This window comes from Parabacteroides sp. AM58-2XD, from assembly GCF_003463685.1.
Lineage (GTDB): Bacteria > Bacteroidota > Bacteroidia > Bacteroidales > Tannerellaceae > Parabacteroides > Parabacteroides segnis.
The window spans coordinates 1-13,678 of record NZ_QSDP01000136.1 but is presented as its reverse complement, the minus strand read 5'-3'; the positions used below and the strand labels follow the sequence as shown (position 1 = coordinate 13,678).

General features: G+C 37.6%; 14 protein-coding genes and 1 pseudogene. 3 read left to right on the top strand and 12 right to left on the bottom strand.

The genetic code is table 11. The features are described 5' to 3' along the window. Positions 1 to 527 precede the first annotated feature (527 nt). The 3 genes from DXA15_RS22615 to DXA15_RS22605 are packed head-to-tail and all read left to right on the top strand — an operon-like array spanning position 528 to position 1,802. The gene (locus DXA15_RS22615; RefSeq protein ID WP_369683081.1) at positions 528 to 980 is read left to right on the top strand and encodes an HU family DNA-binding protein; all 453 of its coding nucleotides are present in this window, start codon (positions 528 to 530) and stop codon (positions 978 to 980) included. Between the two features lie 9 nt (positions 981 to 989). After that, positions 990 to 1,451, top strand: a complete 462-nt coding sequence (locus tag DXA15_RS22610; RefSeq protein ID WP_128135525.1) for a glucosaminidase domain-containing protein — start codon at positions 990 to 992, stop codon at positions 1,449 to 1,451. Positions 1,452 to 1,484: 33 nt separating this feature from the next. Further along, positions 1,485 to 1,802, top strand: coding sequence for a hypothetical protein (locus DXA15_RS22605; RefSeq protein ID WP_128135524.1), 318 nt, complete (start codon positions 1,485 to 1,487; stop codon positions 1,800 to 1,802). Between the two features lie 103 nt (positions 1,803 to 1,905). On the opposite strand, the gene DXA15_RS22600 is transcribed toward DXA15_RS22605, so the two are convergent. The 12 genes and pseudogenes from DXA15_RS22600 to DXA15_RS22545 form a co-directional block, all read right to left on the bottom strand. Further along, the gene (locus DXA15_RS22600; RefSeq protein WP_128135523.1) at positions 1,906 to 2,694 is read right to left on the bottom strand and encodes a hypothetical protein; all 789 of its coding nucleotides are present in this window, start codon (positions 2,692 to 2,694) and stop codon (positions 1,906 to 1,908) included. Next, entirely contained in the window at positions 2,684 to 3,703 is a 1,020-nt protein-coding gene (locus tag DXA15_RS22595) for an ATP/GTP-binding protein (protein WP_158579701.1), read from the bottom strand. The genes DXA15_RS22600 and DXA15_RS22595 overlap by 11 nt, the downstream gene beginning before the upstream one ends. Before the next feature lie 193 nt (positions 3,704 to 3,896). Beyond that, a complete protein-coding gene (locus tag DXA15_RS22590) occupies positions 3,897 to 5,138 on the bottom strand; it encodes a DegT/DnrJ/EryC1/StrS aminotransferase family protein (RefSeq protein WP_128135521.1) in 1,242 nt (413 codons plus the stop codon). 6 nt (positions 5,139 to 5,144) lie between these two features. Further along, positions 5,145 to 5,729: an acetyltransferase gene (locus DXA15_RS22585; RefSeq protein ID WP_128135520.1), complete on the bottom strand. Its 585-nt coding sequence runs from the start codon at positions 5,727 to 5,729 to the stop codon at positions 5,145 to 5,147. A gap of 6 nt (positions 5,730 to 5,735) precedes the next feature. Next, the gene (locus tag DXA15_RS22580) at positions 5,736 to 6,344 is read right to left on the bottom strand and encodes a sugar transferase (RefSeq protein WP_010802979.1); all 609 of its coding nucleotides are present in this window, start codon (positions 6,342 to 6,344) and stop codon (positions 5,736 to 5,738) included. 10 nt (positions 6,345 to 6,354) lie between these two features. Continuing rightward, positions 6,355 to 7,485, bottom strand: coding sequence for a glycosyltransferase family 4 protein (locus DXA15_RS22575; protein ID WP_199676412.1), 1,131 nt, complete (start codon positions 7,483 to 7,485; stop codon positions 6,355 to 6,357). Positions 7,486 to 7,519: 34 nt separating this feature from the next. Then, positions 7,520 to 8,698 (bottom strand): CDP-glycerol glycerophosphotransferase family protein, encoded by a 1,179-nt coding sequence (locus tag DXA15_RS22570; protein WP_128135519.1) that lies wholly within the window; start codon positions 8,696 to 8,698, stop codon positions 7,520 to 7,522. 3 nt (positions 8,699 to 8,701) lie between these two features. After that, positions 8,702 to 10,051, bottom strand: a complete 1,350-nt coding sequence (locus tag DXA15_RS22565; RefSeq protein WP_128135518.1) for a Gfo/Idh/MocA family oxidoreductase — start codon at positions 10,049 to 10,051, stop codon at positions 8,702 to 8,704. Beyond that, positions 10,048 to 10,896: a glycosyltransferase gene (locus DXA15_RS22560; RefSeq protein ID WP_128135517.1), complete on the bottom strand. Its 849-nt coding sequence runs from the start codon at positions 10,894 to 10,896 to the stop codon at positions 10,048 to 10,050. The genes DXA15_RS22565 and DXA15_RS22560 overlap by 4 nt, the downstream gene beginning before the upstream one ends. A 10-nt stretch (positions 10,897 to 10,906) precedes the next feature. Continuing rightward, positions 10,907 to 12,013, bottom strand: a complete 1,107-nt coding sequence (locus tag DXA15_RS22555; RefSeq protein WP_128135516.1) for an EpsG family protein — start codon at positions 12,011 to 12,013, stop codon at positions 10,907 to 10,909. Position 12,014: 1 nt separating this feature from the next. Next, positions 12,015 to 12,737 carry a glycosyltransferase family 32 protein gene (locus tag DXA15_RS22550; RefSeq protein ID WP_128135515.1) on the bottom strand — a complete coding sequence of 241 codons (723 nt, stop codon included), beginning with the start codon at positions 12,735 to 12,737 and terminating at the stop codon, positions 12,015 to 12,017. Between the two features lie 496 nt (positions 12,738 to 13,233). Beyond that, positions 13,234 to 13,678: pseudogene (locus tag DXA15_RS22545) on the bottom strand (LPS biosynthesis protein); the annotation flags it as partial.

Genomic DNA, 13,678 nt, shown 5'->3' with positions numbered 1-13,678 from the left:
CTTGTTGTGTGGTAACTTTAAAGTAATTCTTTCTTTGATATTTCCAATGGCTTTTTTCGTTTTAAGGGTATTTTTTCTTAAATTGATGACATTGAGTTTCAACTGACGGATAGATAAACATTCCGGTTTTACCGGATTCCTCTGTGGGTTTCAACCCCTTTCCGGATATTATATTATGAAAGGGGATAAATCCCACAGAAGAAGAGGCTTTGCCTCCTGTATTTAAAACCGTTGGTTGAAACCAACGGCAAAAGAGAGCCTGCGGCACGAGGCGAGCCTCGTTGAAAGTCGATATGGTCTGTGCCTTTGCGATCCCGTGTCGAGCACGGGAACGGGATAGTTCAATTATTTCTATAACTGAATGAAAATAAGAACAAATATTCATCGATCTTCCCGTTGAAGGACAGAAAGGAATTTGCGTTTTCCCATCTGTGTACCTTTGTATTGTTATCGATAACCAACCAGCTAATCGTCAATAGCTTTCGGAGTATTTCCATTGGCATATTGGCAAATTGTCAAATTAAAAAATTATTTCCCATGGCTTTAAAGTATCATTAGTACAGCGTCTTGACAAGAGTAAAGATGCTGCTGCCGGTTCAAAGCTGTATTACGGCCAGATCCGTGCCCAACAGAAACTGGAGTTTAACAAACTCTGCGAAATCATTGCTTCTTATTCTACGGCTTCACGCGGTGATGTCATGTTAGTGATCGACGGTTTGTTATACGTCATGCGCCAACATCTGGAAAACGGCGAAGTAGTCCAGGTGGGCGATTTCGGTAACTTCCGTATGCTGGCTGGCAGCAAGGGGACAGCGGTTGCCGATGATTTCACCACGAGTCTGTTCAAAAAGGGGCGTATCGTTTTCACACCGGGTCCCATGCTGAAAGAAGTCACAGCGAAACCGAAGTTTGAGAAAATTGTACCGATCACCTCTTCCGGCAACAGTGGCTCGGGGAGTGACCGTCCTGAAATCGAGTAATGACGCACCATGAAAAAGCAAGATTTCATCAAACAGTATTTGCCTCTCGCCCAAAAGGCGGGAGTGCAATTCGGAATGAACCCGGTCATCATCCTGGCCCAGTCCGCCATCGAAACCGGCTGGGGCGAAAGTACACTTTGCAAGGAGCATCATAACTTTTTCGGTATCACGGCTTACGGTCATCCCAACTCTTTCTGGAAAGGCGACCGCACCGATTTATCTGCCGTCACCGGCCGTCCGACCTTATGGTTCCGCCGGTACGCTTCACCGGAAGACAGTTTCCTCGACTTCGCCCGCCTGATCCACTCTGCCTATCCTGTGGCAGCGACTCTCACCTTCCACCCTGCGGCTTATGCCAAAGAGATTGCCTACAGCAAATACATCAGCGAAGTGAACGGTGACAACCGTGCCGCTTACCAGCGTATGCTAGTGTCGATCTGCCGGTCGATAGAGCGGTTATCGGTCAATTAATTTTCAATTTTCAATTTATAATTTTCAATTCCCATGAATGTCCTTGAAACAATTCTCAACTTCCTCACCAGCCTTGCCCGGATCATCTTTCCCCGCAAGCGAAAACCGGCAGCCGGTGACTGCCCCTGTCCTCATCCTCTGCCTGCTCCTGCTGAGCCTCCTCTCCCTCCTGATGCGGGAGACGGAAGTGACCCTGACCTGTATCGGGGCGATACTCTCGCTGTCGGACAGGGGGACTGGGGAACCCGGCAAGAAAGCCTCCCTCCCGGAGCCGACTGGCTCGGAATGTCCGGATATAGCTTGATGCTGATGGGCGGGGTTGGATGTTTGTATAAATGGTTTATTGCGTAAGCGATCCTTCACTTTTGAGGGAAATAGGGGGTGTGTCGGGGGATGCACTCCCTTTCTATTTCAGAAGAACCTGTTTAAATTTTGCTCAAATCAGTTTGAAAAATCATGTTAACCTGCGGATAATTTCTTTACATCCAAAATAATCAAACACGAAAAGAGGAAATGCACTCAACACCGCAACTTTGGGACACGGTTGTCCGATATATTTTTCCATTTGTTTCTCAAAGATCACAAATTGTGACATCAACTCTTCCGGTAAAGAATAAGAATCGTTGACCACATAATTCATCTTAAAAAGATGGGCCTTTATAAGAGCATTCCAACACACTGAATCATATTGATGTATATTCGACATTTTAGGACATTCATTGCCTACCCGCGTTTTATAATGAGGTTCACTCAAACAGGTAGCCACCTCTTTACAATCTTCTTGATTAGGGCAATTTCTTCCTTTGCATTTTACACACAAGTCCCTAAAACTGTCATGATCCTTAAAATGCCTGATGGCCTCCACCATTGGATAGCTAACATAGAGCTTACCTTGTTCTGTCTCGTTATCAAAGTAAGTCAACATTTCTTTTATCTTTTCATCGCCTGGCTTCCCTTTGTTAGCTGTAGCATGACCATCATAATCAAAGAATAAATGAATTTCCGAAAAATCATCTCTATTATAATCTTCAAGCACCTTGGCATTCTGTTCATTCAATGCTTTAATATAGCTAAACATATCCAAATATTCATCTGTAACAAAAGTAGCATATAGCTGATAAATATCTGCAGCAAAAGCGCACTTGATTATTTTTTCATCCTTAAAAACGGACTTTTCCAGACTTTCAGCAATCACCTTCTCAGCCCTTTCTCCTTCAAAGACAAACAAAATATTAGTCGACATTGAATGCTCCTGCTTTATACATTTTCTCAATATTGTGTGCTTCTCTCAATTCTTTATCTGTGCTATTCGACAAAGATTTGATTTTCTTCTTATTCATCAAGAAATAGCAATCCGGACGTAATAAGTCGTTAGAAAGAATAGACGTATTATGAGTTGTTAAAACAAACTGAACCCCTATTTCTTTCAAAGTTTCCACTATCATCTTAGATAGATCATGATGATAAAAAGCATCAAATTCATCTATGAATAAAAAAGACACCTCATTTTTTCGTATTCGCTGATACCAACAGTAAAAAAGAGTAAGTGCACTTGTTCCTGTTGACATAATCTCAGTCATCAACAACTTCTTCCCATTAAAATCAAATGCCAAATCTTTTCTATCCAATGATTCTACTACAGAAAGCTTGCAACTAATATTTGCCTTATTTAGGAAAAGCTCAAAATCCTCAACATTCCCCCATTCGATAATATCTTCCGTCAACGATCTCTTTCCGGTATCCTGTAATCCCATATAGGTCCGATCTTCCAACGAACGAAAAAACAACATATGTTCTACAAAGGAGAAAAAGGCTTTAAATATATTGTTTTGTTCATTTTCCTCCAGTACTGTGTTGTTTTTAATATACTTCAAAACAGATAATTGAGGATCATTAATCATAGTTTTCAGACTTTCTGCACCTTTCAGCCAAACAGAGAAGTTAGTATTCCCGTTTGTTCTATCAAATGACACCAGGACTGTATCATCTATTGAAAACTCCTCATAAACCAAAACCTTATAATCACTCTTTTTATAAGTATACTTTACAACCTTATTATCAATAAGAAATTCGTAATAAAAATCAACCGTAGGCGAGGTACTATAAGCATTTACATAATTTCTATATCTACGCTCTTCTCTTCTTTGATCAGTCAGATGTTCAATAATATCAAAAATAGCTAATCCCAAATTTGATTTACCCATGCCGTTATGCCCATAAATAAGCGCAGCATTCACTATTCCATTTTTCACACATTGTGAATTAAATGAATAACCATTCGTTTCCGAAAGATCAAATTCAAAATCATTTTGGAAACATTTAAAATTAGAAACTCTAAATCTCCTAAGCATAGATATTATTTCGTTAGTTCACAACAAATATATAAGAAAGAACAACTACTGTAATTTTTTTACGGCTGTTTTTATTCTTTTTTATATAATCACGTTACATAACCGCCTTCTTGATCTCTTGCACAATATAAACCACATCCTCATCCGTCACACACGGGCCACTTGGCAGACAAAGCCCTTGTTTGAACAAAGATTCGCTCACGCCATTCACATAACAAGGGTTATTCTTATATACAGGTTGCAAATGCATCGGTTTCCACAATGGACGAGATTCGATACCGGCAACATCCAAGGCCATACGCATGGCTTCCACATTCCGGTTCGGCTCCGAGGCTGTATGCAAGGAAGAAGCCTCGTGTGTCACACCGGCTGCGCCTCCTACGGCTCCCTGCACAGCGGTTTCATAGGCATGTTCTTCACCTTTCACATGTAAGTCAGTATTAAGCAGGATTGTATTCAGCCAATAGTTGCTATCGAACCGGGAAGATGGATTTTCATGCAGTACGATTCCCTCTACTCCAGCAAGTAACTCCTTGTAAAGACGGCAAGTGTACTGATGGTGGGCGATATGTTCCTCCAGTACTGTCATCTGCCCACGTCCGATACCGGCACAGATATTCGACATACGGTAATTATAACCGATCTCTTCATGCTGGTAATAAGGATATGACTCGCGAGCCTGGGTAGCATAGAACATGATTTTCCTTTTTGCCTCTTCATCCGGACAAATTAATGCACCGCCTCCGGAAGTCGTAATCATCTTATTCCCATTGAAAGATAGTACCCCATACCGTCCGAACGTACCGCAAACCTGTCCGTCATACCGGCTGCCTAATCCTTCGGCAGCATCCTCGATAACCGGAATGTCATATTTATTGGCAATCGCCATAATCTCCTCAATCTTAGCAGGCATACCATACAGATAAACGGGAACAATCGCCTTCGGCTTCTTACAAGTCTTGGCGATCCGATCTTTAATAGCCTCTTCCAACAACTCCGGGTCCATATTCCAAGTATCCGCCTCCGAATCCACAAATACCGGAGTAGCCCCCAGATAAGTCACCGGATGCGAAGAAGCACAGAAAGTAAAGCTCTGTACAATCACTTCGTCCCCCGGTCCCACACCACAGGCCAACAATGCAAGATGGACGGCTGCCGTACCGGCAGAAAGGACTACAACTTCCTTATTATTACCTACAAAATGTTTCAGATCCTCTTCAAACCCATTCACATTCGGTCCCAAGGGTACAACCCAATTGGTATCAAAGGCTTCTTGGATAAAAGTCTGTTCTTTGCCGCTCATATGGGCAAGGCAAAGGTAAATTCGTTTGTTCATTATCTATTACAAATGTTTTAATATCTTACATCTATTTCCTACAGCCAAAACCCCATCCGGAATGTCTTTGGCAACTACTGAGCCAGCACCTATCACAGACCATTTTCCAATCTTGACACCCGGTAGAACCGTCGTACCTGCACCGATCCAACAACCTTCACCAACATGAACGTTTCCACAAAGCGTACTATGTGGAGAGATATGCACATAATCTCCTATCATACATTCATGATCAACTGACACTCCGGTATTAACAATGCAATGTTTCCCTATACAGGCACAAGACTGGACAACCGCTCCCTGCATTATAACCGATCCTTCCCGTACAATAGCATAAGGAGAGATCATCGCAGACGGGTGTATCGCCGTTCCAAACTCAACATTCAATTTATGAGCGATCATCTGACGTATTTTATTATCTCCTATACTTATTATCAGAGGTGAAATATCTTCTTTTCCATGAAAAACCGGATAGCCTAAAAGTTCATTTATATTCGGATTATCATCGACAAGACCTTCTATCTCTATATGATTCGCTTTTAATATATCTATGATCACTTTAGCATGACCACTCGCACCGTATAAATACATATCCGTTTAATTATTACCCGTAAAAAACTCCATCGTTGCCTGTCCCTCTTGTGAAATACCTTCCCGGACAAACACTTTTTTTATCGTTAAAAAGATGATCTTTACATCCAACAAGAACGAACAATGATCCACATACCAGACATCCAATTCGAACTTCTTCATCCAACTGATCGCATTACGTCCGTTCACTTGTGCCCATCCGGTGATACCCGGTCGCACATCATGACGACGAGCTTGCTCTTTACTATACAAGGGTAGATATTGAACCAATAAGGGACGAGGTCCGATCAACGCCATATCCCCTTTCAGGACATTTATCAGCTGGGGCAACTCATCGATTGAAGTAGAACGAACAAAACGCCCTACGTTCGTCAACCGATCCGCATCAGGCAGTAAATTACCGTCAGCATCCCGTTCATCCGTCATGGTCTTGAACTTGATTACCTTAAATACTTTTCCCCCTTTCCCAGGCCGCTCTTGCATGAAAAAAGCGCCAGTTCCTTTGTTGGCAAAATGCAACCACAAGGTGACAACCAACAATATCGGCCAGATCACGACCAATACACAAAAAACGATGATAAAATCGATCAATCGTTTAAAGAAATGTTTATACATGGATTACTCCTTAAATTATAGACTTATATTCAGTCAACAATGCATTCCATACCATCCGCTGTTCATAACGGGAAACAATCAACGGACGGGCATTGGCAGCCATCTTTTCTACTTCCACCGAATGGGAAGCAAAATATTTCATCGCTTCATACAACGCTTGTTCATTTTTAGTAGGGATGATCATCCCATTCCGATCCGGCAAGACAATCTCATTACATCCGTTTATATCCGTTACGATAGCCGGAATCCCCATAGCTCCTGCCTGTATAACCACATTAGGGAATCCCTCCCGATAGCTGGGAAATACTAATGCATCCGAAGCTGCTAAGAAGGAGCGGACATCACTTTGAAACCCCATAAAACAAATTCCCGGATGATGCAATATTTGTTCTTCCACCTCGGGTAGAACCGGATCCAATTCTTTTTCAAAAGGCCCGACCAATAACAAGCGCACCCGGGCATCATTCTGATACAACCGCAAAAAAGAATGAACCAATTCGTTTATACCCTTATCTTTCACCATACGCCCGACAAAACAGAAGGTGAAAGTTCCTTCTTTTTTATAAGAGCGAGCCTTTTCCATTACTTCCGGAGTCCTATCGAAATATTCGAGATCGATTCCGTTTACATTACCATTAGCAATAACATGAAGCGGCTTAGAAGTAATATTGTAGTTAATAAGATCCCGCTTCACCCCTTCCCCTTCCGGATTGATATGCGTTGCACAGAAACAGGTCAAACGATCCATCACAATCAGCAACTTCTGCATCTTTCCGGTAGCCGTAGGAAACACCAATCCCGTAAACGTATGCATACGGACAGGAACCCGTGTAATCCAAGCAGCCAACATAGACAACAACCCAGCTTTAGGCGTAATGGAATGCACCATATCCGGACGTTCCTTGGCAAAGAGAATAATCAGACGCAAAAGAGACATAAAATCCTTCACTAACGAAATCCGTCGTTCCATCGAAATGGAAACAGTACGTACCCCCTCCCTCTCTTCCAGCACTTTCATCTTCTCTCCCGGAGAAGATACCGCCACGACTTCATAGTACTCGGAAAGCATTTTAAGCTGGCCTTTTAAAAGGGTTTCGAGAGAGGTAGGGATAGTGGAGATACGAAAAAGCTTTGGCAACATACGCTTCAAATCACTTACACCAATGATAAAAAATTCATTTACTTTCCAAATTATCAGCTATTATATCCAATGAACGACGTGAAGCATTTCCAAAAACCGTCACAAATGTTTTTTGAAACCTTTCAACACCCTTATTCTTTATAGTTGTATCTGATTGTTGAATTAACAGAAGTAGTTCATTTTCATCTTTTGCATTAGGAAGATACTCTCTAATATCGAAATATAATCCTCTTTCTCTAGTATAATGTTCATAATCATATGCAAAACATAACATAGGTTTATGCATAATCGAATAATCAAAAAATATACTACTATAGTCAGAAATTAACAGATCAGAAACAATCATCAAATCTTCTAACTGAGGATAAGCTGACATTTCACGAACAAAGTCATTATCTTGGATATTCAATCCTTGCACAACTTCATAATGTGCTCTAAAAAGTAATATATATCCATCACCTAAAAGATGCCTCCACTTTTCAAAATTAATTGGAATAGAAATTTTCACTGCCATAGAATCAGTCTTGTCGTACTCGCGAAAAGTAGGAGCATAGAGTATAACTTTTTTATCCTCTGATATCCCCATCTTTCTTCTGAGAGAAAGCATATACTCTCTCGTATAGGTTGCGTATATATCATTACGAGGTAATCCTATCACATGCATCCTATCCTTTCCTATTGTTTGAAAGACCTTTCTAAAAATGTCAGCTTCATATTCTCCTTGACATGTAAAGTAATCTACATTCCACTTTCCGCGCCCCTTAAAACAATTATTTGTACTTGCGATATCTGTTCCCATTTTTTTTATGGGAGTACCATGCCATGTATCAAAATAGAAAGTATGTTTTCCTTTAAAAGAAAGTCCCCTTTCAACAGTACTGTTACTAACCCACACACGTGCTTTTAAAGCAGTTACAAAATAAGCCAAAGTATCACATTTTACCTTACTTCCTTTTGGTATAACAAACGCTTCGGGATTCTCAAATGCCCAAACAAAACGATATGAATTAAAACGAGAATCACTTATCATTCGTTCGTAGATGACCTTAGGACTGTCATCATACTTTTTTCCTCCAAATGAAATGAATAAAATGAGTTTATCATCAGGACGAACAAACAATTTCAAAATCCATAAAGTGCATGTGCCAAGATAAAAATAAAGCGCATATACCCATTTTACATATTTAACTATATAAAAAAGATATTTTTTCATTTCTCATATTTTATTGAAATTTCTATGTTCTGCAAATGCCTGCATGATTTCAGCCATACAAATTGATTCTCTCCTCCTTAAGCGAGCAGAAGAGAAACGCCTATTCAAAATACAGGAAATGAATTCCTGTATCTCATAACGAAGTCCTGCCCCATCCCATTTATAGAAAAACTTCTGATTTTTATTTTGGTCTTCATAACGAAGTTCAAAATAATCAGTTTTCCACCAAGGAGCTGGCACATATACATACCCTTTAGTACCCGAAATAACAAGATTCCCCTCAGTCTTAACTCCCAAACCAACTTGGAAAGAACAGACAGCATGTTCGAAGTGAAAAATACCCTTAGTATACATATCCACCCCATCTTTTATCCGAGAGTAAAGGCTCAAATTCTCATACTTACAACCAAGGAGTTTTATGATAGGAAGTAGAGGATAGCTTCCCAATTCATAAAGCGAACCTCCAGCCTGCTTAGGGTCGAACTCTCGAAGAGATTTATTGTCATCCCACAATTTCGACAACGATGCATTTATATCGACTACATCTCCAATCACCCCCGACTTAATCATTACCATTAAGTGATTAAAAGCAGGACAATAAGCAGTTTTATTAGCTTCCATTAGGATTACTCTCTTCTGTTCTGCTAATTTAAAAAGTTCTTTAGCCTGTTCACCATTGAGAACCATAGGTGTTTCACAAAGTACATGTTTTCCAGCATTTAAAGCATCCTTTATATATTTGTAATGTGAAAGGTGTGGAGTGGCAACATATACTGCTTGAACTGAATCATAAAGTTCTTGAATATTCTTGCATACTATTATGCCATCGTTAACTTCAGTAAACGACTTGCAGATTCCTTCATTAATATCATATGCAGCCACAATCTTTAAACCATTTACAACTGCCGCTTCTGTTGGAAAACGATGTGCAACACGACCACAACCAATTATACCAACTTTTATATCAGTAGTTGTCTCCGCACGAAGCATAGTACTACTAACTCCTTCCGTACGAGGAAGATAAACAACTTTAGTATACTCATTTAAATAGTCAAACGTCCCTTCCCAATCTGAGCCAATAGCAAAAATATCTATATTATATTTTTGGATGTCATCAATCTTCTGACCAACATAGTCCTCTATAATAACTTCGTCTGCATATCCAGTTGCTTTCACAGCTTCCACTCTCTCCAATACGTTATTACGCACACTAAACTTCCCTCTTCCACGATCAAAAGAGTCACTGGTAACACCTACGATAAGATAATCGCCCAGTTCCTTTGCTCTTCGAAGTAAGTTTATATGACCCTGATGCAGAAGATCGTATGTTCCGTAAGTTATTACTTTTATCATACATTCAAATATTTGTCATATTCTTCTACATCTTCCTTAATAACAAGATTCCTCTTCCCTATTAAAAACGAATCTAAATGTGCTAAATGCAGTATGTAAACAAAAAAACTCACCAAGAAACTCTTCCAAATAAAATTATAAACTAACATTTTATTATCAATAAACTTTCGCTCTTCAAATCTCATTCTTCTACCTTGAGCCTTTCTAAACAAATATGTCTTTAATTTAAAATCCAATGGTTCCCTATAAAAGAAAAGGGGTTCTTCTAATGTGTAAAATTTGGATTCTTTGAAACTACGAATCCACAAATTACAATCCTCACAACCATTATAAATTTCTTTATAATAGTATTTTTTAAACCATGAAACCTTACCAGCTACAGTCGGATGGATAAAACGAGCCTTGAAAAGAAATTTTTTTGAAGACGCAAAATCGTTCGTTCCTTTACGTATTCCTAATATTTCATTATTATTCCCAATAATTACGGCTGAAGAACCAACTACATCTACTTCTACATGTTTTTCCAAGTAATATATCTGTTTTTCTATACGATAAGGGAACATTATATCATCACCATCCATTCTGACAAAATACTTACCTTTTGCCAGATAAATTTGTTGATTAAGACGATAGGATATACCATGATTTTCTCCATCAACAATAAGGATTATACGAGGATCCTCAAATTGTTTTAGAATATCTAGTGTACCATCTGTTGAACCATCATCAGTAATGATTAACTCAAAATTTGTATATGTTTGATTTAATACAGATTTTACAGCCAATGCTATATAATCTTTACAATTATAAACTGGTATACCAATTGTTACTAAAGGAGTATTCATTGCAAAAGCATTAATAATAAATAAAATTCATAACTAGTGTAAACAATAAGTGTCCTGTCAAAATCCAATATGCATACAGACCTTGTTTCTTTCCCCAAATATCCATTTTTAGTAAAGGATAAGAGAGTACAACAGGATATAAAAACCATGAAAGATAAGCAAAACGATCACTAAACTGTGCGCGAATAACCATAATCCAAAAGGCATTTGCTAAAAGATATGTTGATAATAGTATTGAATATTTTTTATCTTCAATTCCTCTTTTTATGGCTATATAATATCCTAAAATAATAGGAATTGCACTATAAAGCAAAAAGTCCCATCTAAATCCAGTACGAGAAAAGCCTGTGAAATCATCCGCGACAAGATATTTATCCAATCTGTCATCAAAGCCTAATCCTTGAAAAAAACTTGCGACCTGATTTCCTACAAATAAGCTTAAAAAAATAGACAAAAACCAAAATTGAAAACTTATTCGTAAGCCCACGATATAATAGGCCATGAAAAAGCAAACTAAACCTAATGCTATAGATTTATGAACTGAAAATGCAAAAATAAAACAAGCCATTGAAATTACAGACAATTTATCCTTTTTTTGATTTAAATACAGACTTATCCCTAACAATAATATGGAATGTGCCATACCACTACGTATGGTATTTGTAGAATATGCGAAAGTAAGAAATGATACAAGAATAGTTAAATATATAAGTCCACCGTTTACTTTATCAAAAGAATAAGATGCCAATAAATTGCATCCGAAAAATATTGCCGCAATAAAAGTAAACCAATATTCAACAGAAAGACCTAACAAATGACCTAAACTAGCTGTCAATAAAAAGCCAGGCTCATTATTAGTATCTATCATCTGAGAAGATAAATAGTAGTCAGTATATGCAAACATGTCCGTAAAAGCACCAGCTAATGGACGTGTACCAATAAAAAGAACTACTATGCAAGTAAATAATAAAATAAGATATTTGGGAAATAATTTTGTTTTTTGTAATGAAAAAGCAGATAAATTCTTTATCCTTAAATAGTGTAAATATGCAATAAGTCCTACAACTACAAGATAGACACTATTATATAAATTAGCAGGAATAAATGATGGCTGCATACTAATTAATCAATTTTTTTAGCCATTTCAAGCTATTAACACCAAATACCCTATGTACTAATCGTGTTACGTAAGTCCGAATTGGACCATAATTGCTACACCATGTCTTTGAAAACCAATGTATAGATCTCGTATTCTTAGTCTTATGCATCACACCTGTCAAATCATCAAGAGGATTAAAATAATCAGAAGGATATATATATATCCCTTCTATATTTTGAATAATTTGACCATCCTTCCTATACCCAAAACCTATTAGAACATTTGTTGTATGAACAACAATAGTTGTCTCATCAAATGAACCATCACTTTTTAAGAAGTGCAAATCTTGATAATAATCTAAAATGAACTTATAGATTTGGTGATAGGCCACTGACGCCATTCCTAAACCTGGATTTAAAAAATAATCATGTTGAACACCCATAAAACCACCTTTAGCTAAAATATCATCCATGGGGCTTATAACCTCTACATCTGTATCAAAATACAAGCCTCCATAAGAATACAAAATCCAAAAACGGGCATAATCACTGACAAAAGCATATTTTTTTGCATTATATGCTTCCTCCACATAAGGAATAAGATGTATATCAAAATTATCTTCATTCCACTCTTTAATCTCATACTCTGGAAAAAAATTCCTCCAACTTTCAATGCACTTTATGGCTGAATTCGGTAACGGATTTCTACCAAACCAACAATAATGTATTATTTTAGGAATCATAAGTTATTTACTTTTATAACAAATCATCTGGTTACCAAAAGATGATTTCGATAACAAATAAGACAAAACATAAGAAAATAGAATGGTTAGAGTAATAACAATGAATGTTTGTAAGATATAATTCTGTATGTTTAAAATATAGCTTACATTCCATAACCAATAACGTTGTATAAGAATATGACATAAATATATCCCAAACTAAGATTACTAAATGTTACACAAAAACTCTTAATATTCCGAAAACGTTCTAACCAATCAGCTAAGTATTTAAGAATATTCCACCACAAAATAACAAGTATTGGACAATCAAGACTTAAGTACCAAAAGATATCGCCAAAATTCAATCCATATTGTTCTATAAAAAGTTTATACACAACAGGGATTAGCATAACAAATGCCAATAATTCTATCACTTGGCATAGGAGCATGCATAATAATAACCATTAAACATGCAGCCGTACGAACTATATCATAATGAAAAAAACGTTCAGACATATTAATGCAATTTATATGCTAAATCCCTAGCTTCTATTATATTATCTTCAATGGAACAATAAGTCCAACTACCATAACGACCAATTGAATAAATATCATATTCAGCCAAAAGTTTCTTTTTCTCAACCACATCTACGATAGAACGTTTATTTATGTGTACATAAGCAGGATTCATAATGATGCTTTGAAAGTCTACTATATATTGAGAATCATCCACAATACCAGCAGATTTCAAATCTTTTAATACTGTACCTAACCATTCGTTTGGACAAACTCTTTCATATTTAGGGAATCCTAACTCAACATATAAAGACATTCTATCCTGACCTAAAATATTATCATAAAAACCAACACGATAAAAACAATATTTCTTCTCAGGGAAATACAACCAATGATTCATAGAATCTTTTCCCTTACTATTAAAACCCAAATTAAAACAAAGGACT

Coding starts and splice junctions, on each gene's coding strand:
- DXA15_RS22610 (WP_128135525.1), top strand. CDS start 990: ATGAAAAAGCAAGATTTCATCAAACAGTATTTGCCTCTCGCCCAAAAG.
- DXA15_RS22605 (WP_128135524.1), top strand. CDS start 1,485: ATGAATGTCCTTGAAACAATTCTCAACTTCCTCACCAGCCTTGCCCGG.
- DXA15_RS22600 (WP_128135523.1), bottom strand. CDS start 2,694: ATGTCGACTAATATTTTGTTTGTCTTTGAAGGAGAAAGGGCTGAGAAG.
- DXA15_RS22590 (WP_128135521.1), bottom strand. CDS start 5,138: ATGAACAAACGAATTTACCTTTGCCTTGCCCATATGAGCGGCAAAGAA.
- DXA15_RS22585 (WP_128135520.1), bottom strand. CDS start 5,729: ATGTATTTATACGGTGCGAGTGGTCATGCTAAAGTGATCATAGATATA.
- DXA15_RS22580 (WP_010802979.1), bottom strand. CDS start 6,344: ATGTATAAACATTTCTTTAAACGATTGATCGATTTTATCATCGTTTTT.
- DXA15_RS22575 (WP_199676412.1), bottom strand. CDS start 7,485: ATGTTGCCAAAGCTTTTTCGTATCTCCACTATCCCTACCTCTCTCGAA.
- DXA15_RS22570 (WP_128135519.1), bottom strand. CDS start 8,698: ATGAAAAAATATCTTTTTTATATAGTTAAATATGTAAAATGGGTATAT.
- DXA15_RS22565 (WP_128135518.1), bottom strand. CDS start 10,051: ATGATAAAAGTAATAACTTACGGAACATACGATCTTCTGCATCAGGGT.
- DXA15_RS22560 (WP_128135517.1), bottom strand. CDS start 10,896: ATGAATACTCCTTTAGTAACAATTGGTATACCAGTTTATAATTGTAAA.
- DXA15_RS22555 (WP_128135516.1), bottom strand. CDS start 12,013: ATGCAGCCATCATTTATTCCTGCTAATTTATATAATAGTGTCTATCTT.
- DXA15_RS22550 (WP_128135515.1), bottom strand. CDS start 12,737: ATGATTCCTAAAATAATACATTATTGTTGGTTTGGTAGAAATCCGTTA.